Here is a 24,103-nt window from a genome sequence, read left to right on the forward strand (position 1 = left end):
ATGGATATCCAAGAGTATCAGCGGTTTATTAGCGCGTTTTATAAAAAACGTAACTGGTATCAATATGACCCGTTTATTCGTTCCAACTTTTTAACAGAAGAAGTCGGCGAAGTGTGTCGAGCCATTCGGACAATTGAAATTGGCCGCGATCGACCGGATGAAACAGTTTTGGCGGATGAAGAGAATCTGGAAAACTTAACGGAAGAGTTAGGCGATGTGTTGGATAATTTATTTATTTTAGCCGATAAATATGACATCTCTTTAGAAATGATTATGCAAAAGCATCGGACGAAACTAATGGAACGTTATCCTGAAGAATAAAGACGTAAAAATAAGAAAGCCAAAATTACTTGGTCTTTCTTATTTTTACGTCTAAAGGCTTGAATTAGAAATTTATGACAAGAAATTATCTGTTCTTTTAGTTAGAACTTAGCTTTTCTGGTAGCGAAATAGGCTAATTAATGATAAACTAAGAACGAGTATTGATAAGCAAAATTTGGACGTTCTTTCACAACTAACTGAAGAAACCAGTGTTGTTTTAATTTTTAAGAATCATCCGTTGCTTAAAAGAGAATCCTTAAGAGACTTAGTGATTCATCAAATAAATCGTTTATTTAACGATTTTGTGCGTAATAGATAAGGAGGACAACCAAATGTCAGAAGAAAAAAATCTTGTAATCAATGCAAACGATTCTTTAGGAGAAATCGTGATCGCTCCTGAAGTCATTGAAGTAATTATCGGAATCGCTGCTTCAAAAGTAGAGGGCGTTTATGGGATGCGCGGCACGTTTGCCAATAATGTGAATGAATTATTAGGCCGTGCAGCACACGGCAAAGGTGTATATTTACGAACAGAAGAAGAAGGCTTAAAAGTCGATATCTATTGTTACTTGAACTACGGTGTTTCTGTACCAAAAGTTGCATTAGAAATGCAAGACCGTGTGAAACAACAAGTCTTATTTATGACAGATATTGATTTAGTTGAAGTGAATATTCATGTTGTAGCGGTAGTACCTGAAAAAATCCCTCAACCAGACTTAAATGAATTATTCCCAGAAGATGAAGATGGAGAAGAGAATGAGTAAAACAGAATTAACCCGTCACGAGATTCGTGAAAAAGCGCTCCAAGCCCTTTTTCCTTTAGATTTTAATGCTGATTTAACCAAACAAGATGCCATTGATTATGCATTGGCTTATGATAATCGGGAAATCGTCAGTGAAGATGGCGAAGACCTAGTCCCTACGTATTTAGATTTACTTGTCGGCGGTGTGTGTAGCCGCAAAGCAGAACTAGACGAAGTGATTACGAACCATTTAGGTAATAACTGGTCTATGCAACGCTTAGCAAAAATAGATATTGTTATTTTACGTTTAGCTATTTTTGAAATGCTATACGTTTCAGATGTGCCAAACATTGTGGCATTAAATGAAGCCGTTGAGTTAAGTAAAAAATACAGCGACGACCGTTCACGTAAATTTGTTAATGGTGTGTTATCAAATGTAATGAAAGAAATTGATTCAGAGGCGTAAGCTCTGAATCTTTTTTTACTATCTAACTGGTGTTAAGATACTGGGTTATATGCTAAAATAAATACTATTAAAGAAGTAAAGAAACAATAGAGGGAGCGAAGGAATGAGTACAGTAATTAACGGTCGTGAATTAGCAGATCAAATGCAAGCAGAGATTCAAAAAGATGTAGAAAAGATGACACAACAAGGCATCCAACCAGGATTAGTTGTTTTATTAGTTGGGGAAAATCCTGCCAGCCAAACGTATGTGAGAAATAAAGAACGTGCAGCAGCCAAAATTGGCATTCTGTCAAAGGTCGAAAAACTACCAGAAACTATTTCAGAAGAAGAATTATTGGCTGAGATTGACAAATATAATCAAGATTCACGCTTTCATGGCATTCTTGTACAACTACCTTTGCCAAAACATATTGATGAAGAAAAGATTTTATTAGCGATTGATCCCAAAAAAGATGTAGATGGGTTCCATCCAATGAATTTAGGCCGTTTGTTTGTAGGCAAACCTGAAATGATTCCTTGCACGCCGTATGGAATTATGAAGATGTTTGAAGCTTATGATATTGATTTAACAGGTAAACGTGCGGTGGTTATTGGTCGAAGTAATATTGTTGGCAAGCCAATGGCACAATTATTGTTAATGAAAAATGCGACCGTGACGATTGCCCATTCTAAAACTGAACATTTAGCAGAAGTTGCAAAAGAAGCGGATATTTTAGTTGTAGCAATTGGACGCGGGCATTTTGTCACCAAAGAGTTCGTGAAACCAGGTGCGGTAGTGATTGATGTGGGTATGAATCGCAATCAAGAAGGAAAACTGATTGGTGATGTAGCATTCGATGAAGTTTCTGAAATTGCAAGCTATATCACACCAGTTCCCAAAGGTGTTGGCCCAATGACGATTACCATGTTAATGTATCAAACAGTCGAGGCAGCAAAAAAACAAAAGTAAGGTGAAAAAATGACGCAACAGTATTTAACAGTAACAGCCTTAACGAAGTATTTAAAACGTAAATTTGATGCAGACCCTTACTTAGGACGTGTCTATTTAACAGGTGAAATTTCGAACTTTCGCTTCCGAGCGAACGCGCATCAGTACTTCAGTTTAAAAGATGATCATGCGAAGATTTCTGCAATTATGTTTAAATCAGCCTTTCAAAAATTGAAGTTTCAACCAAAAGAAGGCATGAAAGTCATGGTGGTGGGGCGTATTTCGCTTTATGAAAACAGCGGCTCCTATCAAATTTATATTGAACATATGGAACCAGATGGTGTAGGTGCACTTTATCAAGCATTGGCAGAATTAAGAGAAAAACTAGGAAAAGAAGGACTTTTTGAAGGGCCTAAACAACAGTTGCCTCGTTATCCCAAACGAATCGCTGTGGTTACAAGTCCTAGTGGTGCTGTTATTCGGGATATCATTACGACAGTCAAAAGACGGTATCCGATTGCACAACTGGTCCTTTTTCCAACCTTGGTTCAAGGCGAGCAGGCGGCGGATGACATTGTGCGGAACATTCAGCGAGCCGATGCGCAAGGCGATTTTGATACGATGATCATCGGCCGTGGCGGTGGTTCAATCGAGGATTTATGGCCATTTAATGAAGAAAAAGTGGCTCGGGCCATTCATGCTGCCACCACACCGATTATTTCATCGGTTGGTCACGAAACAGATGTGACAATTGCCGATATGGTAGCAGATGTTCGTGCAGCAACCCCAACGGCAGCAGCGGAACTAGCGGTACCAGTTTTAAATGAAGAACTATTAAGAATTAGTGAACGGCGTAGTCGTTTAGAACAAAGCTTTTTATATCTCTTGCAACAACGAACAGAACGTTTCCAACGACTACAAAACTCTTATGTGTTTAAGCAACCTGAGCGGCTTTATGAAGGTCAAACGATTAAATTAGATCGAATGACGCAACGTCTTTTCCAAGCAATGACAACAATTCATCACCAAAAACAACGTCAAGCCCAAGGAATTACCGCTCAATTGCAACAACAGACACCAAAGGGACAATTAAGAGAAAGTCAGCAACAATTGGCATTTTTACAACGAAACTTGCAAACACAAATGACACAATTGTTCCTAAACAAACAAAAGCAATTCACGTCTGCTGTTCAACAACTAGACTTACTCAGCCCACTCAAAATTATGGGTCGAGGATATAGTTATACTACAAAAGAGGACCGTGTCGTTAAAACTGTTACCGAGTTACAGCCAGCAGATCAATTAACGATTCATTATGCTGACGGTGCAGTTCAAGCAAACGTCGAAACAATAACAGCGAAAAAAGAGGAGTTTTAACATGCCAGCAAAAGAAAAAACGTTTGAAGAATCATTAAATGCCTTAGAAGAAATCGTTCAGCGCTTAGAACGAGGAGATGTTCCTTTGGAAGAAGCCTTAGCTGCCTTTCAAGAGGGCATGGCATTAAGTAAACAATGTCAAGATACATTGGAAAAAGCGGAAAAAACTTTAACGAAAATGATGACAGAAAACAATGAAGAAATTGTTTTTGAAGAGAGCGAGGAAGCGTAATGACGAATTTTAGTCAACAGCATTTACCGTTGGTTGAAAAAGTCATGGTCGATTTTATCGCAGAATATACTGAAAATGAGCGTTTGAAAGAAGCAATGCTCTACTCAATACACGCAGGTGGCAAACGATTACGCCCATTATTAGTGTTAACAACAGTGGCCGCTTTTCAAAAAGAGATGGAAACACAAGACTATCAAGTGGCTGCCTCTTTAGAGATGATTCATACGTATTCATTAATTCATGATGATTTACCAGCAATGGACGATGATGATTTACGTCGTGGCAAACCAACCAATCATAAAGTGTTTGGTGAAGCGACTGCCATTTTAGCAGGGGACGGCTTATTAACAGGCGCGTTTCAGTTACTTTCTTTGAGCCAATTAGGCTTAAGTGAAAAAGTTTTACTGATGCAAAAACTGGCAAAGGCAGCGGGGAATCAAGGCATGGTTGCCGGCCAAATGGGTGATATTGAAGGAGAAAAAGTCAGCTTGACTTTAGAAGAGTTAGCGGCTGTTCATGAAAAGAAAACCGGAGCGCTAATTGAATTCGCCTTAATTGCTGGGGGCGTATTAGCCAATCAAACAGAAGAAGTCATTGGTTTACTGACACAGTTTGCGCATCACTATGGCTTGGCTTTTCAAATTCGTGATGACTTATTAGATGCCACAAGTACAGAAGCAGATTTAGGTAAAAAAGTAGGCCGAGATGAAGCGTTGAATAAAAGTACGTATCCAGCTCTTCTAGGGATTGCTGGCGCGAAAGATGCGCTAACACATCAATTAGCAGAAGGTAGCGCTGTTTTAGAAAAAATCAAAGCAAATGTTCCCAACTTTTCAGAAGAACATTTAGCAAACTTGTTAACTCAGTTACAATTGAGATAGAAAGAAGGCACTTATGAAAAAAGAACGCGTCGATGTCTTGGCGTTTAATCAAGGACTATTTGAAACACGAGAAAAAGCCAAACGTAGTGTGATGGCTGGTTTGGTTTACAATGATAAAAATGAACGTTTAGATAAACCAGGGGAAAAAATTTCTGTGGAGACACCCTTACATACTAAGGGCCAAGTAATGCCTTATGTTTCTCGTGGGGGCTTAAAACTAGAGAAGGCACTAAATGTTTTTGCAATCAACGTTCAAGGCAAAACAATGTTAGATATTGGTTCCTCCACAGGTGGTTTTACCGATGTTGCTTTACAAAATGGGGCTCGTTTGAGTTACGCTTTAGATGTTGGCTATAACCAACTAGCATGGAAAATTCGGCAAGATGAACGCGTGGTGGTAATGGAACGTACCAATTTTCGCTATAGTAAACCTGAAGATTTCACTGAAGGGGTGCCGGATATTGCAACGATTGATGTTTCCTTTATTTCATTACGCTTAATTTTGCCACCTCTTCATGATATTTTGAAAAAAGGCGGTAGTGTGGTGGCGTTAATTAAGCCACAATTCGAAGCTGGCAAAGAGTTTGTTGGGAAAAAAGGAATCGTGCGTGATCCAGAAACCCATCAAATGGTTGTGGAGGAAATTACACGCTTTGCCATGAATAACGGTTATGATGTGAAAAACTTAGATTTTTCACCAATCACTGGTGGCGAAGGAAACATTGAATTTTTGGCACATTTAGTTTCTGTTGAAGGGGAAGGATCCTATCAAGCGCCAGAATCCATTGAAGAAGTTGTCGCGCATGCGCATCAAAAATTAGCGGAATGATGAGAAAAGTTAGAAGAAAGAAGTGGACGCCTATAGGTGAAAGCTTCTTTTTTGTATAAATCTAGTAATTCATCTTTTAAAATGCATAAAAATAAGCTATGATGAGGGCAAGAGTAAACTGAAAAGGAGAGCGGCGCCATGAGAAAGCAAGATAGACACCGTTTAATTACACGTTTATTGACTGAAAAAAATATTCAAAAGCAAGAAGATTTTGTCAACTACTTACAAGAAAAGGGCGTAGCTGTAACACAAGCAACAATTTCTCGCGACATTAAAGATATGAAACTGATCAAAGTTCCATCTGCAGAAGGGGGTTATCGGTATAGCCTTCCATTAGAAACACAAGCTAATACGAGTGCTAAACTTGCAAAGCTTTTAAAAGATGCCTTTGTAGCTGCAGAACAAATGGAAAAATATGTCGTATTACGAACCATTCCTGGCAATGCGGCGGCGTGTGGTAGTTTAATCGAAAAGAATTACCAAGAGAAACTTTTTGCCGTCATCAACGATGATGATAGTGTTCTCATGATTGCGCGAACTGAGGAAGCAGCAGAAAAACTTCATAAAGAGCTGTTAAGCTATCTATAAAGAATGAGGTGAACAAGATGTTACAAGAACTTTCCGTGAAAAATTTTGCGATTATCTCTTCGTTACAATTAGAGTTTCAAATGGGTATGACCGTTTTAACGGGAGAAACGGGTGCGGGGAAATCCATCATTATTGATGCAATGGGATTACTCACAGGCGGACGCGGCTCCAGTGATTATATTCGTCAAGGAGCAAATAAATGCACCTTAGAAGGACTTTTTTCAATGCCGAAAAGTCAAGAATTAAAGCAATTATTAGAAGAATTAGGTATTGAAACAGAAGAAGATTCTTTAGTGATTCAACGAGATATTTCCGCTTCTGGTAAAAATGTTTGCCGTGTCAACGGACGAATTGTCAACATTACTAATTTAAAAAGAATTGGGGAATATTTAGTAGATATTCATGGCCAAAATGAACATCAAGAATTGATGCAAAGTGAACGCCATATTGATATGTTAGATGAATTTGGTGGGAAAAAACTTTTAGCAGTCAAAGAAAAATATACACGGGCATATCAAGAGTATCGCGCACTCGAAGCCAAAGTCAGAAAGCGACAAAAAAATGAAAAAGAATTTGCCCAAAGAATGGACATGCTTCATTTTCAAAGTGATGAAATTGCTAGTGCACAGTTAGTCGCTGGCGAAGAAGAACAATTGTTAGAAGAACGCAATAAACTGAACAATTTTCAAAAGATTGCTGATGCACTGACGATTAGTTATGCCGCGCTAAATGGTGAAGACGATAGTAGTTTGGATAAAATCGGAACAAGTATGAATGAACTCGCTTCGATTGAATCCCTTGATTCAGAATATAAAACATTGTCAGATACTGTTCAAAATGCCTACTACTTACTACAAGAAGCTAGTGGAGATCTTTCCAGGTTGATTGATGGCTTAGAACTAGATGAAGGCCGCTTGAATGAAGTAGAAAATCGTTTGGAATTAATCCGTCAAATGAAACGTAAATATGGTGATTCGATCGAAACGATTTTATCTTACTATGAAGAAATCACCAAAGAGTTAGCAGAGGCTGATTTTTTGGAAGGTGGTACAGGTGACTTAGAAGCGTTGCTTGCAGAGAAACAACAGGCGGCTCATCAACAAGCGTTGACTTTACGAAAAGAACGAAAGCGCCTAGCCAAAGAGCTTGAACAACAAATTTTAACCGAATTAAAAGAACTATATTTGGAGCGAACGGAATTTGAAGTCCGCTTTACAGAACTTGAGCATTTACAAGAAAATGGCTTAGACGGAGTAGAATTTTATATTACTACTAACCCGGGGGAACCATTAAAACCGTTAGTTCGGGTGGCTTCTGGCGGAGAACTTTCGCGAGTGATGCTAGCTATGAAAACAATCTTTTCTCAAACGCAAGGGATCACTAGTATTGTTTTTGATGAAGTGGATACAGGAGTCAGTGGCCGTGTAGCACAGGCGATTGCCGATAAAATTTATCAAATTTCAGAAAATTCGCAGGTGTTGTGTATCACGCACTTGCCACAAGTGGCGGCCGTTGCCGATGAACATTATTTTATTGAAAAAGAAATTGTGGCGGGGAGGACAGAAACAAGCGTCCGAATTTTATCTGAAAAAGAGCGAGTAAACGAAATTGCGCGTATGCTCGCAGGAAGTGAAATTACGAAATTAACCATTGAACATGCACAAGAGCTGTTGGCGATGGCGAAAAAATAGCCGCTCTATTTGAGCAAGTAAAAAAACAGCCCCTTCAATTGATAGAAGGGGCTGTTTTTTTACTTTTAATGTGTGAAAAAGTTCTCCAGTTTAAAGACTAAGAATCGCTGTTAAAACAGTTGAACCTACAATTGCGATCAGCATTAGCCAAACCACGACTTTCGTGATTTTTGAAAAGCGACTTTGTTCTTTGTCGTTCATAAATGACACGTCCTTTTTAATTTCTGCTAATAGTGTACAACCTTTTCCTGAAAACAGCAACCTAAAGTTATAAGAGATTCTTTTTCTTTAAAATTCGAATACTAATTACGCAGATTAAGGTAGTGATAGCAAAAATAATCCAAAAAGAATATTCATGCTCTGCAAAAGGGAGTTTCACATTCATGCCGTAGATTCCCCCGATGATGGTCGGGATGGTTAGGACAATTGTTAAGGATGTTAAAATTTTCATGACATTATTTAAGTTATTTGAGACGATTGCTGAAAAAGTATTACTAATGTTATCAACTAATTTTAGTTGTATTTTAGTCGTATTCAGTCCTTGTTCTAGTTCAATCAAAATATCCCTTAAAAATGGCAAATGTTTTTCTGGATGATTAAAAATTTCAGCGCTATATAAACGTTTTAATACTTTTAAATTATCCGTTAAAGCTGCTTCGAAATAAACTAGACTTTTTTGAATGTCCATAATCTGATACAATTGACTATTTTCTGTGGCTACTTGGAGCTCTCCTTCAAGTTTGTTGGTTTGTTGGATAAGTGCTTGTAAGTTTTTATTGAAGGAAAGGGCCATCTTCCATGAAAGGGCTAAAATTAAGGCCTTCTCAATAGAAAGATCTTGATGGGTGAACGCCTCTTTTTGGATCCCATGAACGATGTCGTTAGGCCCATTGCTAACAGTAATTAGTTTGTTATCGACGGTTGCGATTAAAGCAATCGGCACCGTTTCTACTTGCAGATAGCCACTAGGACTGATACTAGCTTTGGGATAACGAAATAAAAGTAACGTAGGCGTTTGTAATTTTTCGTGGCGGAAGCCTTCCACTCGAGCATTTTCTTCATCATCTAAAACGCCGGTAAGATAATCTGTTGGTAAGTGGTATTGATTGACGAGACGCTCGATTTCTTCTTCTGTAGGAGATTCTACCGAAATCCAACTTAGGGCTTCATCGTCTGGTGAACAAGGTTCAAAATAGTCATTTTTCAATAATAAATAATTAATCAAAAGATTCACCCCGAATCAACATTTTTTGTTCTAAATCCATTATAATAGAAGTATGACACAATACGAGAAGAAAAGCTTATAAAAAACATTCAAAAATAAGTGGCCGCGATAGGTGAGGCCTCGTTTTGAAAATGGTTTGATAAGTAATCCGTTTTTTATATGAAAAAGCAAGCAAAAAGGGCTTTTAGCACATATATTTAAACGAAATGAAACATCTGTGTAACGTTGATGAAGTATAGTTATAGCAGGTGGAATGAAAGGATTTGTTGAGAGAATGGTGTCGTTTTCGGCAATAATGTTATTTTGGTATATTTTTCCGGTAATTGTGCTCTTTGCGTGCAATTTTCTCGTGTCCACTTTTTCCCTAACGGAACGTTGGAAAATAAAAGCACCGGATTTGGCCATTCCGTTTTTATTCATAGGGATCCATGAGTTATCCAAAGATAGTTACGATGAATCGATTATGCCGTATTTTGTGATTTCTATTTTGTTATTAGGAGTCGCTGTTGCCCTGTTTCAAGCTTATTATTATGGAGAGATTTTATATAGACGATATTTCAAGATGTTTTGGCGGTTGACGTTTTTACTAACGTTTGTGTTGTATGTGTTGCTTATCTTGCTAAATATCAGTCATTATCTACTGTAATAAAGCGTGGAGACAATAGGGGAAATACGCTGTGGGAAAATGTCCCCCACAACTCCCCACTCCGTGGGGTTTTTTTGTTATTTGTGGGGTTATTTTATAAAAAACATAGTAAAAACCTTGTTATAATAACATTTTTTGTTGGGTGATGCTTGTTACATAAAACCCTGTAAATATTACAGAAATTTTAAATAACAGTTAAAAAATAGAAGTTTTTAGATTTATAGTGGTAGAAAGTGGTGGGATGTGGTAGACTTGTTCTATCAAGTGGAAAAGCGGGTGTATTGGCTATGCTTATGGGTGAATACCAACATAATATCGATGCCAAAGGCCGCCTAATCGTTCCATCAAAGTTTCGTGAGGAACTTGGTGAAAAATTTGTGGTAACGAGAGGGATGGATGGCTGTTTATTTGGTTATCCTTTAAATGAATGGTCACAACTTGAAGCAAAACTTCAAGAAATGCCCTTAGCTAAGAAAGATGCACGTACCTTTGTACGATTCTTTTATTCCGCTGCAACAGAATGTGAGATTGATAAGCAAGGTCGTATCAATATTCCGGCGAATTTACGAACACATGCCAGTTTAGAAAAAGGCTGTGTTGTTATCGGCGTCTCTAACCGAATTGAAATTTGGAGTGACGAACGTTGGCATGCATTCTCTGATGAAGCTGAAGAAAACTTTGATGAATTAGCAGAAACAATGATTGATTTTGGATTTTAGGAATGAGGCAAATGATGACTGAAGAATTTCGCCATTACACCGTTCTTTTAAAAGAAACAGTGGATGGATTACAAGTGAAGCCGGATGGCGTATACGTAGATTGCACACTCGGTGGTGCCGGACATAGTGAATACTTACTGACACAATTGAATGAGCACGGTCATTTATATGCCTTTGATCAAGACCAAAAAGCGTTGGCACATGCTAAGACTCGTTTGCAGAAATATGTAGACAAAGGTCAAGTGACCTTCATCAAATCAAATTTTAGAAATATTAAAGAAGAATTGGCAGAACACGGGGTGTTCCATGTTGATGGGATTCTATACGATCTAGGTGTTTCTTCACCACAATTAGATGAAGCAGAACGTGGTTTTAGCTATCATCAAGACGCACCCTTAGATATGCGCATGGATCAAGACGCACCCTTGACGGCTCGCGAAGTGGTGAATACGTATAGCTATAGTGAGTTAGTAAAAATTTTCTTTCGTTATGGGGAAGAGAAATTTTCGAAACAGATTGCTCGAGAAATTGAACGTGTTCGCGAAAAGCAACCAATTGAAACAACAGGTGAACTCGTTGAGATTATTAAGACGGCGATTCCAGCTCCAGCAAGACGCAAAGGTGGACATCCTGCAAAACGAATTTTCCAGGCAATTCGCATTGCCGTTAATGATGAATTAGGGGCAGTTGAAGAGTCGCTAGAACAAGCAATTGATTTGCTAGCGAAAAATGGCAGAATCAGTGTGATTACGTTCCATTCGTTAGAAGATCGTATCGTTAAAACAATGTTTAAAGAATACAGTACGGTACAAGATTTGCCACCAGGCATTCCAGTGGTACCAGAAGAATTTCAACCAGAATTAAAAGTAATTACCAGAAAACCAATTTTACCAAGTGACAGTGAGTTATCTGAGAATAATCGTTCACGAAGTGCGAAGTTACGCATTGCCGAAAAAATAAAATCTAGATAGAGAGAGGGGTAGACACATGGCTGAATTGAAGAAAGTAAATGATTTCCATTATGAAGCACCAGAAATGGATCAGCCAACTGTGGCAACAGAGCAAGACAGAAAAATGCAAGAGGAAACACTACCTGTCCCCACTCTATTACCCAAAAAGAAACTAAAAAATGTCTCTTTACTAGAAAAATTAATCGGTGTTGTATTAGTTTGTGCAACGATTGGTATTGCAATTGCGACAATTCAAGTAAGAACGACAATTGTCCAAACCATGAACGATATTACAGAAACACAAGCAGTCATTAAAGAAAAGGAAGATAACGCTTTGAAATTGGAACAAGAAAGAAGCGAACTTTCTAAATCAGATCGAATCAAAGATGTCGCTAAAAAACAAGGACTAGAAAATAACGGCGACAATGTTAGGACTGTTAAATAATGAGTAAAAGACATAAATTTAAACAATTCATGAAAAAGAAAAACTTAAATCCGATGAACAATCGTAAAAAAGTAGGCATCATTTTATTCGCTACGAGTATTGGATTGTTCTTTTTATTTGCCTTTAGAACGACATACATTGTGGCAACAGGCAAAGTAGCCGGTGTATCACTAAAGGAAAAAACAGCTTCTCTATATGAAGGAAGCCAAGTGGTAAAAGCTAAGCGAGGATCAATTTTAGATCGATATGGTAATCCAATCGCAGAAGATGCTACTTCCTATTCGTTATATGTCGTATTATCAAAAAAATATACGGGACAAAATAATGAAAAGCTATATGCGGAGAAAAAAGACTTCGATGATATTGCTGAAATTTTAGCGAAATATACCAAACTAGACAAAAAAACAGCATTGAAATACTTGAATAATGGGATCCATGAAGATGGGTCAACACAATATCAAGTGGAATTTGGTACGGGTGGTCAAAACATCACCTTGGAAACACGCCAAAAAATTGAAGCAGATTTGAAAAAGAAAAAAATTTCAGGTGTTTATTTCAATGAACATCCAGCCAGATTATATCCCAATGGTCAGTTTGCTTCTCACTTTATTGGCTATACAAAAGCAGCCAATCCAGATGATGATAAAGAAGGCTTAGTAGGCGCAATGGGACTAGAACAGACCTATAATGATATTTTAAGTGGAACCGATGGCCGTGTGTATTTTGAAAAAGATATTTATGGCAATGCCTTACCAGGAACTGTGGCGGAAGAGAAAAAAGCAGTGGATGGTCAAGATATTTACACGACGCTAGATAGTCGCTTGCAAAATACCTTAGAAGATTTAATGACGCAAGTTAATGAAAAATATGAACCAGTTTCTATGACTGCCATGTTAATGGAAGCAAAAACAGGCGAAATTGTTGCCATGTCTCAACGGCCAACATTTAATCCTGAAACGAAACAAGGGTTAGACGATAATGGCACGTGGCAGAACCTATTAGTTGAAAGTCCTTATGAACCAGGCTCAACAATCAAATTATTTACAACAGCTGCTTCTATGGAACAAGGACAGTTTAATCCTAATGAATTATTCAATCGTGTTGGTGGAATTCAGGTTGGGGATGTAACTGTGAATGACCATGACTACACTCGGTTGAACGGCAAAGAATATTTGAATTATCGTCAAGCCATTTCTTGGTCTAGTAATATTGGTATGGTAAAACTAGAACAAAAAATGGGTGATGAAAAATGGATGGAGTATTTGAAAAAATTTGGTTTTGGTACGAGCACGCATTCAGGTTTAAGTGGTGAATCTGCTGGTAAATTGCCAGGAACAAACTTTGTAGATAGAGCAATGTCGGCATTTGGTCAAGCAATTACGGTTACTAATTTCCAAATGATGAAAGGTTTCTCAGCTATTGCAAATGACGGTTCAATGTTGCAACCTCATTACATCAGCAAAATTGTTGACAAAAATACAGGAAAAGAAACGATTACGGAACCACAAATCGTAGGAACCCCAATCAAAGCGCAAACAGCTCAACAGATTCGTACGTACATGATTGATACTGTTGAAGACCCGACTTACGGGATTGCGTATGATATTTATAAAGTACCAGGCTATCATGTTGCTGCCAAAACAGGAACTGCCCAGATTTCAGATGGTAAAGGGTACGTTGATGGAGCAAGTCAAGTCTTGTCTTCTGTAGTGGAAATGGTCCCAGCGGATAATCCTGAATATGTTTTGTATATTACACTTAGACAAGCAAAATCAGGTTCGCCTTCAGAAGCAATGGCGGCAATTGCAAACCCATTAATGAAATTAGCGTTAGACATTAAAGAGACAGATCCGGAAACAACGAAAGTAGCTTCTGATAAAGTCACAGTTGCTGATTATAAAAACATGACACCAGCGGAAGCGTTGGCCAATGCCAAAGTGAACGGGGTGGATCCTGTGATTATCGGTGATGGTGAAAAAATCAAGAAACAATCAACACCGTCTGGTCAAACATTAATGCCTAATCAGAAATTGATTTTGATTACAAATGGAACGAACTATATGCCTGATTTAACCGGCTGGTCGAAGAGCGATGTTACCAAGTTTGGTGATCTATTAGGTTTGACTGTCGAGTTTAAAGGTGAAGGCTATGTGACGAAACAAAGTATCGCTGCTGAAACTGAAATTACGGAGAAAAAATTAACCGTGACTTTAGAAGGCACAGAATAATAACGTAGAATAATTAGGAGAGATAACATGGAGTGGACACAGATTTTTATTCCCATAGTGGTGAGTTTTGCCATTACAGTGAGCGTAATGCCACTATTCATTGGCTATTTTCAAATGAAAAAACAAGGGCAGGTTACTCGTGAAGATGGCCCGACTTGGCATAGCGTGAAAACAGGTACCCCTACAATGGGGGGAGTCGTTTTCCTTGTAGCCAGCTTGATTACTTCATTAGCAATGGGGTTGTTTTTCCACCAATTTACGCCGTCTCTACTAATTATTCTATTTATTTTAGTATTATACGGTTTGCTAGGTTATTTGGATGATTTCATTAAAGTCTTTAAAAAACGGAATATGGGCTTGAATTCTCGTCAAAAATTAATTGGTCAAATTTTTGGTGGGTTGGTTTTCTACTTTGTTTATCGAAGTGAAGGCTTTTCAGACACCTTAGATTTGTTTGGAGTAGCAGAAGTTCCGTTAGGTATTTTTTATGGCGTGTTTATTATTTTTTGGTTAGTCGGTTTTTCTAATGCCGTGAACTTGACAGATGGAATTGATGGTTTGGTTGCTGGTTTAGGAACAATTTCATTTGGTACTTATGCAATTATTGCCTGGAAACAACAACAATTTGATGTTGTGATTATCTGCCTAAGTGTGATTGGTGGGCTGATTGGCTTTTTCCCTTATAATAGAAAACCAGCAAAAATCTTCATGGGTGATGTTGGTTCATTAGCATTAGGTGGATTGTTAGCAGCAATTTCAATTATTTTGCATCAAGAATGGACGCTACTTTTAATTGGACTTGTCTACGTTTGTGAAACAGCAAGTGTTATTTTACAAGTTGCTTCATTTAAATTATTTGGTCGACGGATTTTTAAAATGTCACCAATTCATCACCATTTTGAAATGTGTGGTTGGTCTGAATGGAAAATTGATTTTGTCTTTTGGTCTGTCGGTTTAATCTGTTCAGGAATCACATTATGGATTCTTTTCTAATCTATCAAAGGGGAAATTGACAATGAAAAAAATAACAACCTATCAAAACAAAAAAGTGTTGGTTTTAGGACTAGCTAAAAGTGGTGTCAGCGCAGCGAAACTCTTACATGAGTTAGGTGCGCTCGTTACCGTTAATGACGCAAAACAATTTGATCAAAACCCTGACGCCCAAGATTTATTAACCTTGGGTATTCGTGTTGTTACAGGGGGGCATCCAATTGAATTGTTGGATGAAGAATTTGAACTAATCGTTAAAAATCCTGGTATTCCTTATACAAATCCACTTGTGGCAGAAGCACTAACTCGGAAAATTCCTATCATAACTGAGGTGGAATTAGCAGGTCAAATTGCCGAATGTCCAATTGTCGGCATTACGGGCACCAATGGCAAAACAACCACGACCACGATGATTGGTTTATTGCTAAACGCTGACAGAACGGCTGGTGAGGCACGTTTGGCGGGAAATATTGGTTTTCCAGCGAGTACGGTGGCTCAAGAAGCAACAGCCAAGGATGATCTTGTGATGGAACTTTCTAGTTTTCAGTTAATGGGAATTGAGACGTTTCACCCACAAATTGCAGTAATTACAAATATTTTTGAGGCACACTTGGATTATCATGGTTCGCGGAAAGAATATGTTGCTGCAAAATGGGCCATTCAAAAAAACATGACCGCAGAGGACACCTTGATTTTAAATTGGAATCAAGTAGAGCTTCAAACGTTAGCCAAAACCACAGCTGCCAACGTATTGCCTTTTTCAACGAAAGAAGCAGTAGAAGGGGCTTATCTTTTAGATGGGAAATTATATTTTAATGAAGAATATATTATGCCCGCCGATGAGTTAGGTATTCCTGGCAGTCACAATATTGAAAATGCACTCGCAGCGATTTGTGTAGCTAAATTAAAAAATGTATCGAATGTTCAGATTAGACAAACTTTGAAAAACTTTTCGGGCGTTCCCCATCGAACGCAATTTGTTGGCGAAGTTCAGCAAAGACGTTTTTATAACGATTCAAAAGCAACCAATATTTTAGCTACAGAGATGGCGTTAAGTGGGTTTGACAACCAAAAGCTACTTTTACTTGCGGGTGGCTTGGATCGCGGTAACTCATTTGATGAATTGGTTCCTGCTCTGCTGGGACTCAAAGCAATTGTTTTATTTGGAGAAACTAAAGAAAAATTGGCGGAAGCTGCTAAAAAAGCGAACATTGAAACAATTTTATTTGCTGAAAATGTTCAAACGGCGGTTACCATTGCCTTTGATTATTCGGAAAAAGATGATACTATTTTACTATCACCTGCTTGCGCAAGTTGGGACCAATACCCGAATTTTGAAGTACGCGGGGAAGCCTTTATGCAAGCTGTTCAACAATTAAAAGAAAGTGAAATGTGAGAAAATGAAGATACTAGTAACTGGTGGTGGCACAGGTGGGCATATCTATCCTGCGTTATCCTTCGTCGAACACGTCAAAAAAGAAGCACCTGCAACAGAATTCTTGTATGTGGGAACAGAAAATGGTTTAGAAAGTCAAATTGTGCCAAAGGCGAAAATTCCATTTAAAACGATTAAAATTCAAGGATTCAAGCGTTCGCTAAGTCCTCAAAATTTTAAAACAATTTATTTATTTTTAACAAGCATTAATAAAGCAAAAAAAATTATTCGTGAATTTCAACCAGATGTGGTCATTGGTACAGGCGGTTATGTTTCTGGTGCAGTAGTTTATGCGGCCCACCAATTAAAAATACCGACAATTATTCATGAACAAAATAGTATCCCCGGAATGACAAATAAATTTTTAAGTCGTTATGTGGATAAAATTGCGATTTGTTTTCCAGATGTCGCTAGTTTTTTCCCGAAAGAAAAAACAATTTTAACAGGGAACCCGCGGGGACAAGAAGTCGTAACGGTGAAAAAGTCAGCTATTTTATCAGAGTTTGGCTTGGATCCAGCAAAGAAAACGGTGGTTTTATTTGGCGGAAGTCGTGGCGCCTTGAAAATCAATCAAGCGTTTGAACAGGCCTTTCCTTTGTTTGAAGAGAGAGAGTATCAAGTTTTATACGCTTCAGGAGAAAGATATTATCAGGAACTTCAAGAAAGTCTAAAGCTTTCTGAAAAGAAATTGACAAACATAAGTGTGCAACCGTATATTGATAAAATGGTTGAAGTGATGGCTAATACCGATTTAATGGTGGGACGTGCAGGAGCAACCTCAATTGCGGAGTTCACCGCATTAGGATTACCAGCAATTTTAATTCCGAGTCCTTACGTCACGAATGATCATCAAACGAAAAACGCGCAAAGCTTAGTAAAAGTTGGTGCTGTTGAAATGATTCCAGATGCAGAATTGACCGGCGCTCGTTTAGTTGCGGCAATTGATGATATTTTATTAAACAATGAAAAAAGACAACAGATGGCAACGGCGTCCAAAGGGGAAGGCATCCCAGATGCAAGTGATCGTTTGTATCAAGTTGTGAAAACGTTAGTCTGAGATAGGAGGTGTGGAAGATTAGTAACGAGAACGATATATTCAAAAAAAGAAAACCATTACCTCCAAAAAAATCGGAAGAGTCTCAACCTGAACTGACACCTTGGCAAAAACAAAACCAAGAATATTTGAAGAAGCAAGCGGAAGAAGCTGCTTTAAAAGGTGAAAACGAACAAGCAGAAGTCACCATCACTTTACAAGAACAAAGTCAAGAAGAGCCTCAACAACATCTTCCACAAGAAACAGTGGAAGAAGAGGAGCATTTTGCAGATCGTTTACCGAACGTTAAGAAAACACGGAACAAGCGCTTATACAGGCGTTTAGCCTTTATTTTAACTTGTTTAGGGACAGCCATTTTAGTGGCATTGTATTTTGTTTCGCCTCTTAGTCGATTGAGTGAAGTAACAGTTTCAGGCAACAAAAGTGTGGAGAGTCAAGCGATTATTCAGCAGTCAAAACTTGAAACGGGCAGTGGCTTATGGGAGCAGTATTCAAATAGAAATTATTTTTCTGCAAATATTCAGAAAAAGTTTCCAATTATAAAAAAGGCGAACATTAAGTTAAATGGTATTAATTCATTTAAAATTGATATTCAAGAGTATCAAATTGTCGCTCTTGCTGCGACTAAAGGCGGCTATCATCCGATTTTAGAGAATGGTAAAACTTTGGCGGAAACCACCAAAGCTGCTGAAAGTGGCAAACCAATTTTTGAGAATTTCAAAGAGGATAAATTAATCCCTGAATTAATGGCCTCTTACAACAAATTACCTCAAGAAATTAAACAAGGAATTTCAGAAATTAAATATGCACCATCCAAAACCAATAAAGACTTGATTAATGTCTATATGAATGATGGAAATCGAGTGATTGTTAATATTTCTGATTTAAGTGAAAAAATGGCTTATTATTCACAAGTAGCCGAGCAAATGGACAAACCTGGAATCGTTGATATGGAAGTCGGCATTTTTTCTTATCCGTATGAAAAAGAAAGTGAAGAAACGGGCAGTGAAGTTTCCGAAGATTCAGCGGTTGAAAATCAAGAAGTTGAGGACCCAAATGCAGGCGTAGCAACGGATGAAGCGAATAACGGTACGCCGACAAATGGAGAAAATCAAGAAGTGCAACAAGCAGAATAAGTTTTTTACAAAAATGTTTCAAAAATTAACGAACAAATTCGTATAATCTGCTTTCTAAAACCCCCATTTTTATGGTAAAATTGGAAGAAGTGAATAATACTAAAAAAGAGATAGTTAAACGGACGCCTTTGTCCGCTTAGATATTGGAATTAATAGGAGGAGGAATTCCGTTCATGGCAAAAACAGGAATGTATGTAGGCCTCGATATTGGTACAACTTCTGTCAAAGTAGTTGTCGCTGAATATATTGAAGGTCAAATGAACATCATCGGCGTTGGAAATGCAAAATCAGACGGTTTGAATCGAGGGATTGTCGTCGATATTGATCAAACAGTTCAAGCAATCCAACGGGCCGTTCGACAAGCCGAAGAAAAAGCCGGCATTCAAATTAAAAGCGTAAATGTTGGATTACCAGCGAATTTATTAGAAGTAGAAAGCTGTCAAGGAATGATAGCTGTTAGCAGTGAATCAAAAGAAATTACAGATGAGGATGTGCGCAACGTCGCATCTGCAGCTTTGGTTCGTTCAACTCCTCCTGAACGTCAAATTGTTGCAATCTTACCGCAAGACTTTACCGTCGACGGCTTTGAAGGCATCAAAGACCCACGTGGAATGCTTGGCGTTCGCATGGAGATGTTTGGCGTTGTCTATACTGGACCAAAAACAATCATCCATAACATCCGTAAATGTGTTGAAAAAGCTGGCTTAGGAATTAACGAATTAGTGATTACACCGCTTGCTTTAACAGAAACAATTTTAACAGATGGCGAAAAAGACTTTGGAACAATTGTCATTGATATGGGTGGCGGTCAAACAACGACATCTGTTATCCACGACAAACAATTGAAATTTACTCATGTTAACCAAGAAGGCGGCGAGTTCATCACGAAAGATATCTCAATCGTATTGAATACTTCTTTTAACAACGCCGAAGCCTTAAAAATTAATTATGGGGATGCTTATCCAGAAAGAACTTCAGCAAACGAAGAGTTTCCTGTTGATGTTATCGGTAAGTCAGAGCCTGTAAGAGTGGACGAACGTTACCTTTCAGAAATTATTGAAGCGCGTGTGGAACAAATTTTGAGAAAATCAAAAGAAGTTCTGGATGAAATTGATGCGTTTGAATTACCTGGAGGCGTTGTGTTAACTGGTGGCGCCGCTAGTATGCCAGGTATTGTCGATTTGGCGCAAGAAATTTTTGAAGCCAACGTAAAACTATACGTACCAAATCACATGGGCTTACGTAACCCAGTCTTTGCTAATGTCATTAGCATTGTGGAATATTCAGCGCAACTAAACGATATTTATCACATTGCCAAATATGCAATCCCTGGTGAAAAATCGAAACCAGCACAATCAGTCGCTGTCCAACAAGAAGTTCGCTATGACACATATGCTGAACAGCCTCAAGAAGAATACGAAGAATTCAACGAACGTGAGTCTGGTGAAAAAGTGACAGGCAAAATCAAAGACTTCTTCTCGAACATTTTCGACTAATCACACAAACAGGAGGATACGATATCATGGAATTTTCATTAGACAATAACATTAACAACGGTGCAGTCATTAAAGTTATCGGTGTAGGTGGCGGCGGCGGAAACGCTGTAAACCGTATGATCGAAGAAAACGTTAAAGGCGTGGAATTTATCACAGCCAATACAGACGTTCAAGCATTAAAACATTCAAAAGCAGAAACAGTGATTCAATTAGGCCCTAAATACACTCGTGGTTTAGGTGCCGGTTCACAACCTGAAGTTGGCCAAAAAGCTGCAGAAGAAAGTGAACAAGTGATTTCAGAATCATTACAAGGCGCGGATATGATTTTCATTACTGCTGGTATGGGTGGCGGAACTGGTACAGGTGCTGCGCCAGTAGTTGCAAAAATCGCTAAAGAATTAGGCGCTTTAACAGTTGGTGTAGTAACTCGTCCATTTAGTTTTGAAGGTCCAAAACGTGGTCGTTTTGCTGCTGAAGGAATTGCCTTATTAAAAGAAAACGTTGATACACTATTAATTATCTCAAACAACCGCTTATTAGAAGTCGTTGACAAGAAAACGCCAATGCTTGAAGCATTTAGAGAAGCTGATAATGTATTACGTCAAGGTGTTCAAGGGATTTCAGATTTAATCACTGCACCAGGTTACGTAAACTTGGACTTTGCTGACGTGAAAACAGTGATGGAAAACCAAGGAACAGCTTTAATGGGAATTGGTGTAGCGAGCGGCGAAGAACGCGTAATTGAAGCAACGAAAAAAGCTATTTCTTCACCATTGTTAGAAACATCAATCGATGGTGCGGAACAAGTCTTATTAAACATTACTGGTGGCTTAGATATGACCTTGTTTGAAGCGCAAGATGCTTCAGATATCGTGACAAATGCTGCTTCAGGTGATGTGAACATCATCCTAGGTACATCAATCAACGAAGATTTAGGCGACGAAATTCGTGTAACAGTAATCGCTACAGGTATTGATGAATCAAAAAAGGATAGAAAACCGCACCGTCAAACAAGACAAGCGGTTCAACCAATGCAACAAACAACTCAATCTGTGGAAATGGATCAACCAAAATCACAAGAAGAAGCAAGTGCTTTTGGCGATTGGGATATTCGCAGAGAACAAAATACACGTCCAAAAGTTGATGAATCTTCATTAGAACAAGTAGACAAAAAAGAATTTGACACATTCCACCGTGAAGAACCAAATCACAATGATGACGAATTAAGTACGCCACCATTTTTCCGCAGAAAACGATAAGGAGCATCGATTAGAAATGATAGCTGAAAACTTAACAAATATTAATAATCAACTTCAGCTAGCATGCAAAAGCTCACAGCGCTCTGTTGCTGATGTGACAATGATTGGCGTCACTAAATCAGTAGGAATTGAGGAAGCAGCAGAGCTTGTTCAGCTTGGTGTCCAGAATTTAGCTGAAAACCGAGTAGATAAGTTACTAGAAAAGAAAGCTGGATTGGAAAAATTTAATGATATTCAGTGGCATTTAATTGGTAATTTACAACGTAGGAAGGTAAAATTAATTATTAATGAGATAGATTATTTTCATGCATTAGATAGTCTGAGTCTAGCCAAAGAAATTCAAAAAAGAGCAACGAAAGTTATTCGTTGTTTTGTTGAAGTGAATATAACTGGGGAAGAAAGCAAGCACGGCTTTCGTAAAGAAGACGTCTTACCTTTCATTCAAGAACTTGCTGATTTGGACAAAATTCAAATCGTCGGTCTAATGACTATGGCACCTTTTGGGGCAAGTGAAGAAGTATTACATGCAACATTCAGAGAATTAAAAGAGCTGCAAATGACCGTAAATGAGAAACATTTATCTTTTGCTCCTTGTACAGAACTTAGCATGGGAATGAGTAACGATTTCCCAATCGCAGTTGAAGAAGGTGCAACTTTTATACGAATCGGAACAGCGTTATTCAGAGATGCGTAAAGGAGAGGAATTTATGTCAATTTTTAACAAGGATGCGTTATCGAGCTTTTTTGGCTTATCTGGCGAAGAAGATGATTATTATGATAACTACGAAGAATATGAAGAGCGCAAAGCAGTTAATGAACCACCGCGTCGTGCAGCTCGGCCTAAACCACAACGCCCTGTTCAACAACAGGAAAGTTACAATCAGCCAGCTTATACACAACAAAGTGAGCCTGTAGTTGAAAAACCTTCTGCACGCTATCGTTCTGCTGAAGCGCATCAAGAAAGAGACACACAACAAGCTGCTTACACAGAGAAAAAAGTGGTTTCTATGCGTAGTTCTAATCAATCAGCGACTACGAATACAAGACGAGCACAAGAAAGCACCGCCAATGCAAAAACACATAAAATTACTATTATTGAACCACGTGTGTATTCAGAAGCAATGAGCATTGCGAAACATTTATTTGCTGAAGAAGCTGTGCTAGTTAATTTTACATTAGTAGAAGAAGACCAAGCACGACGCATCGTTGATTTCTTAACTGGTACTGTGTATGCTTTAGACGGAGATATTCAGCGCGTTGGCAATGAAATCTTCTTATGCACACCAGCGAATATGGAAATTGATAGTGCGACAGCACAATCTTTAGCCAACAAACAATTCTTTGATTTCTAAGCCTTAGGGAGGTGTTATTATCGCAACACTGATTACTCTATTATACAAAGGCGTTCAAATCTATTCAGGATTACTAGTGATTTACGCGCTACTTTCATGGTTTCCAGGAGCATATGATTCTGCTTTCGGGCGTTTGCTCTCTAGAATTTGTGAACCATACTTAAGTTTGTTTGACCGTTTGAATTTAAGGATTGGAATGGTTGGATTTAACGTAATGGTAGGGATTATTGTCCTTAACCTAGCAGCGGGTGGCTTAGCAGTCATTTTACGAGCTATTGTTTATTAATAACTTTTAGAAAGGATGATTTATCTATGAACGCAAATGTGTATCAACATTTCCGCAAAGATGAACATCCTTTTATTGACACTGTCGGGGATTGGCTAGAGCAAGTGGAGATGCAATACGCGCCTTATTTGACAGACTTTCTTGATCCTAGACAGGCGTATATTTTGGAAACGTTGATTCGACAAAACAGTGATTTATCGTTTACTTTTTATGGTGGTTATGAGCAAGCAGAACGAAAACGCTGCTTGATTTATCCAGCGTATTACATACCAGAAGAGACAGATTTTGGTGTTGTATTATTTGAAATTATTTATCCATCTAAATTTGCGACATTATCTCATGGGAAAATTTTAGGCACCTTGATGAATGTTGGGGTTCGTAGGGAAGCCTTTGGAGATATTATTTCCGATGGTGATAAGTGGCAGGTTTTTATAGCACAAGAAGTAGCTGGCTTCGTTGTTAACCAAGTCGACAAAATTGGTAAAATTACTGTTCGTTTAGAAGAGCGGGATTATACACAAATTTTGATACCGAAGGATGGTTGGCAGGAAGAGCGAACGACTATGAGCTCTTTGCGGCTGGATAGTGTGATTTCCGCCGTATTTAATATTTCAAGGCAGCGATCAAAACAATTGATCGAATCTGGTAAAGTAAAAGTCAATTGGACAGAAACGACACGACCAGATTTTGCTTTAGACTTATTAGATATTGTTTCGATACGGGGATTTGGGCGCCTTCAGATTCAAGAATTAGAAGGAAAAACAAAGAAAGAAAAATTTCGTGTCCTCTTAGGGGTATTGAGAAAATAATCTCGAACTTTTGTTTA

Annotated in this window: 27 protein-coding genes; 25 read left to right on the forward strand and 2 right to left on the reverse strand. The window is 38.3% G+C overall.

The genetic code is table 11. The annotated features are described in order from the left end of the window. The 10 genes from IGL13_RS03695 (at position 1) to recN (ending at position 8,056) form a co-directional block, all read left to right on the forward strand. Positions 1–321 carry a MazG nucleotide pyrophosphohydrolase domain-containing protein gene (locus tag IGL13_RS03695; protein WP_002355872.1) on the forward strand — a complete coding sequence of 107 codons (321 nt, stop codon included), beginning with the start codon at positions 1–3 and terminating at the stop codon, positions 319–321. Positions 322–653: 332 nt separating this feature from the next. Next, entirely contained in the window at positions 654–1,085 is a 432-nt protein-coding gene (locus IGL13_RS03700; protein ID WP_002355874.1) for an Asp23/Gls24 family envelope stress response protein, read from the forward strand. Next, complete coding sequence (nusB, locus tag IGL13_RS03705; protein ID WP_002355875.1) at positions 1,078–1,530, forward strand: transcription antitermination factor NusB; 453 nt, start codon at positions 1,078–1,080, stop codon at positions 1,528–1,530. The genes IGL13_RS03700 and nusB overlap by 8 nt, the downstream gene beginning before the upstream one ends. A 103-nt stretch (positions 1,531–1,633) precedes the next feature. Next, positions 1,634–2,479, forward strand: a complete 846-nt coding sequence (locus tag IGL13_RS03710; protein ID WP_002355876.1) for a bifunctional methylenetetrahydrofolate dehydrogenase/methenyltetrahydrofolate cyclohydrolase — start codon at positions 1,634–1,636, stop codon at positions 2,477–2,479. A 9-nt stretch (positions 2,480–2,488) separates the two neighbouring features. Continuing rightward, positions 2,489–3,835, forward strand: a complete 1,347-nt coding sequence (gene xseA / locus IGL13_RS03715) for an exodeoxyribonuclease VII large subunit (protein WP_002378127.1) — start codon at positions 2,489–2,491, stop codon at positions 3,833–3,835. Between the two features lies 1 nt (position 3,836). Further along, positions 3,837–4,067 (forward strand): exodeoxyribonuclease VII small subunit, encoded by a 231-nt coding sequence (locus IGL13_RS03720; RefSeq protein ID WP_002355878.1) that lies wholly within the window; start codon positions 3,837–3,839, stop codon positions 4,065–4,067. Next, positions 4,067–4,948, forward strand: coding sequence for a polyprenyl synthetase family protein (locus tag IGL13_RS03725; protein ID WP_002369880.1), 882 nt, complete (start codon positions 4,067–4,069; stop codon positions 4,946–4,948). Before IGL13_RS03720 ends, IGL13_RS03725 begins: the two co-directional genes overlap by 1 nt. A gap of 13 nt (positions 4,949–4,961) precedes the next feature. After that, positions 4,962–5,777: a TlyA family rRNA (cytidine-2'-O)-methyltransferase gene (locus IGL13_RS03730; protein WP_002364633.1), complete on the forward strand. Its 816-nt coding sequence runs from the start codon at positions 4,962–4,964 to the stop codon at positions 5,775–5,777. Between the two features lie 138 nt (positions 5,778–5,915). Further along, positions 5,916–6,365: an arginine repressor gene (locus IGL13_RS03735; RefSeq protein WP_002358881.1), complete on the forward strand. Its 450-nt coding sequence runs from the start codon at positions 5,916–5,918 to the stop codon at positions 6,363–6,365. A 17-nt stretch (positions 6,366–6,382) separates the two neighbouring features. Beyond that, on the forward strand, positions 6,383–8,056 hold the full coding sequence (recN, locus tag IGL13_RS03740) for a DNA repair protein RecN (protein WP_002401558.1): 1,674 nt from the start codon (positions 6,383–6,385) through the stop codon (positions 8,054–8,056). A gap of 90 nt (positions 8,057–8,146) precedes the next feature. Here recN and IGL13_RS03745 read toward each other — a convergent pair whose 3' ends face one another. Both IGL13_RS03745 and IGL13_RS03750 read right to left on the reverse strand, forming a co-directional pair. After that, positions 8,147–8,257, reverse strand: a complete 111-nt coding sequence (locus IGL13_RS03745) for a DUF4044 domain-containing protein (RefSeq protein WP_002383399.1) — start codon at positions 8,255–8,257, stop codon at positions 8,147–8,149. 67 nt (positions 8,258–8,324) lie between these two features. Continuing rightward, entirely contained in the window at positions 8,325–9,290 is a 966-nt protein-coding gene (locus tag IGL13_RS03750; RefSeq protein WP_002383400.1) for a magnesium transporter CorA family protein, read from the reverse strand. 244 nt (positions 9,291–9,534) lie between these two features. Between IGL13_RS03750 and IGL13_RS03755 the strand changes: the two genes are divergently transcribed. The 15 genes from IGL13_RS03755 (at position 9,535) to IGL13_RS03825 (ending at position 24,086) form a co-directional block, all read left to right on the forward strand. Further along, complete coding sequence (locus IGL13_RS03755; RefSeq protein ID WP_002383401.1) at positions 9,535–9,927, forward strand: DUF3397 domain-containing protein; 393 nt, start codon at positions 9,535–9,537, stop codon at positions 9,925–9,927. Between the two features lie 233 nt (positions 9,928–10,160). Then, on the forward strand, positions 10,161–10,646 hold the full coding sequence (gene mraZ / locus IGL13_RS03760; protein WP_002383402.1) for a division/cell wall cluster transcriptional repressor MraZ: 486 nt from the start codon (positions 10,161–10,163) through the stop codon (positions 10,644–10,646). A 14-nt stretch (positions 10,647–10,660) separates the two neighbouring features. Further along, the gene (rsmH, locus tag IGL13_RS03765; protein ID WP_002355891.1) at positions 10,661–11,617 is read left to right on the forward strand and encodes a 16S rRNA (cytosine(1402)-N(4))-methyltransferase RsmH; all 957 of its coding nucleotides are present in this window, start codon (positions 10,661–10,663) and stop codon (positions 11,615–11,617) included. Positions 11,618–11,633: 16 nt separating this feature from the next. Next, the gene (gene ftsL, locus IGL13_RS03770) at positions 11,634–12,041 is read left to right on the forward strand and encodes a cell division protein FtsL (protein ID WP_002358883.1); all 408 of its coding nucleotides are present in this window, start codon (positions 11,634–11,636) and stop codon (positions 12,039–12,041) included. Then, positions 12,041–14,269 (forward strand): penicillin-binding protein, encoded by a 2,229-nt coding sequence (locus IGL13_RS03775; RefSeq protein ID WP_002381310.1) that lies wholly within the window; start codon positions 12,041–12,043, stop codon positions 14,267–14,269. Before ftsL ends, IGL13_RS03775 begins: the two co-directional genes overlap by 1 nt. Before the next feature lie 27 nt (positions 14,270–14,296). Then, positions 14,297–15,262, forward strand: a complete 966-nt coding sequence (mraY, locus tag IGL13_RS03780) for a phospho-N-acetylmuramoyl-pentapeptide-transferase (protein ID WP_002355894.1) — start codon at positions 14,297–14,299, stop codon at positions 15,260–15,262. Between the two features lie 22 nt (positions 15,263–15,284). After that, positions 15,285–16,655 carry a UDP-N-acetylmuramoyl-L-alanine--D-glutamate ligase gene (gene murD, locus IGL13_RS03785; RefSeq protein WP_002415087.1) on the forward strand — a complete coding sequence of 457 codons (1,371 nt, stop codon included), beginning with the start codon at positions 15,285–15,287 and terminating at the stop codon, positions 16,653–16,655. Positions 16,656–16,659: 4 nt separating this feature from the next. Further along, positions 16,660–17,751, forward strand: a complete 1,092-nt coding sequence (gene murG, locus IGL13_RS03790) for an undecaprenyldiphospho-muramoylpentapeptide beta-N-acetylglucosaminyltransferase (protein WP_002378131.1) — start codon at positions 16,660–16,662, stop codon at positions 17,749–17,751. 8 nt (positions 17,752–17,759) lie between these two features. Beyond that, entirely contained in the window at positions 17,760–18,884 is a 1,125-nt protein-coding gene (locus IGL13_RS03795) for a cell division protein FtsQ/DivIB (RefSeq protein WP_010818305.1), read from the forward strand. A gap of 173 nt (positions 18,885–19,057) precedes the next feature. Continuing rightward, on the forward strand, positions 19,058–20,380 hold the full coding sequence (gene ftsA, locus IGL13_RS03800; protein ID WP_002355898.1) for a cell division protein FtsA: 1,323 nt from the start codon (positions 19,058–19,060) through the stop codon (positions 20,378–20,380). Positions 20,381–20,406: 26 nt separating this feature from the next. Beyond that, positions 20,407–21,639, forward strand: a complete 1,233-nt coding sequence (gene ftsZ, locus IGL13_RS03805; protein WP_002355899.1) for a cell division protein FtsZ — start codon at positions 20,407–20,409, stop codon at positions 21,637–21,639. Between the two features lie 16 nt (positions 21,640–21,655). Continuing rightward, complete coding sequence (locus IGL13_RS03810) at positions 21,656–22,333, forward strand: YggS family pyridoxal phosphate-dependent enzyme (protein ID WP_002358890.1); 678 nt, start codon at positions 21,656–21,658, stop codon at positions 22,331–22,333. A gap of 13 nt (positions 22,334–22,346) precedes the next feature. Continuing rightward, complete coding sequence (locus IGL13_RS03815; RefSeq protein WP_002358891.1) at positions 22,347–22,991, forward strand: cell division protein SepF; 645 nt, start codon at positions 22,347–22,349, stop codon at positions 22,989–22,991. A gap of 28 nt (positions 22,992–23,019) precedes the next feature. Further along, positions 23,020–23,277 (forward strand): YggT family protein, encoded by a 258-nt coding sequence (locus IGL13_RS03820; RefSeq protein WP_002355902.1) that lies wholly within the window; start codon positions 23,020–23,022, stop codon positions 23,275–23,277. 26 nt (positions 23,278–23,303) lie between these two features. Continuing rightward, the gene (locus IGL13_RS03825; protein ID WP_002355903.1) at positions 23,304–24,086 is read left to right on the forward strand and encodes an RNA-binding protein; all 783 of its coding nucleotides are present in this window, start codon (positions 23,304–23,306) and stop codon (positions 24,084–24,086) included. The last annotated feature ends 17 nt before the right edge of the window (positions 24,087–24,103 follow it).

It is taken from the genome of Enterococcus sp. DIV1937 (assembly GCF_050535975.1).
Taxonomy (GTDB): Bacteria; Bacillota; Bacilli; order Lactobacillales; family Enterococcaceae; genus Enterococcus; species Enterococcus faecalis.

What these genes read in the sequence shown, in the direction of transcription:
- rsmH (WP_002355891.1), top strand. Translation starts at nt 10,661, where the DNA reads ATGACTGAAGAATTTCGCCATTACACCGTTCTTTTAAAAGAAACAGTG.
- IGL13_RS03735 (WP_002358881.1), top strand. Translation starts at nt 5,916, where the DNA reads ATGAGAAAGCAAGATAGACACCGTTTAATTACACGTTTATTGACTGAA.
- IGL13_RS03720 (WP_002355878.1), top strand. Translation starts at nt 3,837, where the DNA reads ATGCCAGCAAAAGAAAAAACGTTTGAAGAATCATTAAATGCCTTAGAA.
- murD (WP_002415087.1), top strand. Translation starts at nt 15,285, where the DNA reads ATGAAAAAAATAACAACCTATCAAAACAAAAAAGTGTTGGTTTTAGGA.
- xseA (WP_002378127.1), top strand. Translation starts at nt 2,489, where the DNA reads ATGACGCAACAGTATTTAACAGTAACAGCCTTAACGAAGTATTTAAAA.
- IGL13_RS03810 (WP_002358890.1), top strand. Translation starts at nt 21,656, where the DNA reads ATGATAGCTGAAAACTTAACAAATATTAATAATCAACTTCAGCTAGCA.
- ftsA (WP_002355898.1), top strand. Translation starts at nt 19,058, where the DNA reads ATGGCAAAAACAGGAATGTATGTAGGCCTCGATATTGGTACAACTTCT.
- recN (WP_002401558.1), top strand. Translation starts at nt 6,383, where the DNA reads ATGTTACAAGAACTTTCCGTGAAAAATTTTGCGATTATCTCTTCGTTA.
- mraY (WP_002355894.1), top strand. Translation starts at nt 14,297, where the DNA reads ATGGAGTGGACACAGATTTTTATTCCCATAGTGGTGAGTTTTGCCATT.
- IGL13_RS03775 (WP_002381310.1), top strand. Translation starts at nt 12,041, where the DNA reads ATGAGTAAAAGACATAAATTTAAACAATTCATGAAAAAGAAAAACTTA.
- IGL13_RS03730 (WP_002364633.1), top strand. Translation starts at nt 4,962, where the DNA reads ATGAAAAAAGAACGCGTCGATGTCTTGGCGTTTAATCAAGGACTATTT.
- murG (WP_002378131.1), top strand. Translation starts at nt 16,660, where the DNA reads ATGAAGATACTAGTAACTGGTGGTGGCACAGGTGGGCATATCTATCCT.
- ftsL (WP_002358883.1), top strand. Translation starts at nt 11,634, where the DNA reads ATGGCTGAATTGAAGAAAGTAAATGATTTCCATTATGAAGCACCAGAA.
- IGL13_RS03825 (WP_002355903.1), top strand. Translation starts at nt 23,304, where the DNA reads ATGAACGCAAATGTGTATCAACATTTCCGCAAAGATGAACATCCTTTT.
- IGL13_RS03725 (WP_002369880.1), top strand. Translation starts at nt 4,067, where the DNA reads ATGACGAATTTTAGTCAACAGCATTTACCGTTGGTTGAAAAAGTCATG.
- nusB (WP_002355875.1), top strand. Translation starts at nt 1,078, where the DNA reads ATGAGTAAAACAGAATTAACCCGTCACGAGATTCGTGAAAAAGCGCTC.
- ftsZ (WP_002355899.1), top strand. Translation starts at nt 20,407, where the DNA reads ATGGAATTTTCATTAGACAATAACATTAACAACGGTGCAGTCATTAAA.
- IGL13_RS03815 (WP_002358891.1), top strand. Translation starts at nt 22,347, where the DNA reads ATGTCAATTTTTAACAAGGATGCGTTATCGAGCTTTTTTGGCTTATCT.
- IGL13_RS03695 (WP_002355872.1), top strand. Translation starts at nt 1, where the DNA reads ATGGATATCCAAGAGTATCAGCGGTTTATTAGCGCGTTTTATAAAAAA.
- IGL13_RS03755 (WP_002383401.1), top strand. Translation starts at nt 9,535, where the DNA reads ATGAAAGGATTTGTTGAGAGAATGGTGTCGTTTTCGGCAATAATGTTA.
- IGL13_RS03710 (WP_002355876.1), top strand. Translation starts at nt 1,634, where the DNA reads ATGAGTACAGTAATTAACGGTCGTGAATTAGCAGATCAAATGCAAGCA.
- IGL13_RS03700 (WP_002355874.1), top strand. Translation starts at nt 654, where the DNA reads ATGTCAGAAGAAAAAAATCTTGTAATCAATGCAAACGATTCTTTAGGA.
- IGL13_RS03745 (WP_002383399.1), bottom strand. Translation starts at nt 8,257, where the DNA reads ATGAACGACAAAGAACAAAGTCGCTTTTCAAAAATCACGAAAGTCGTG.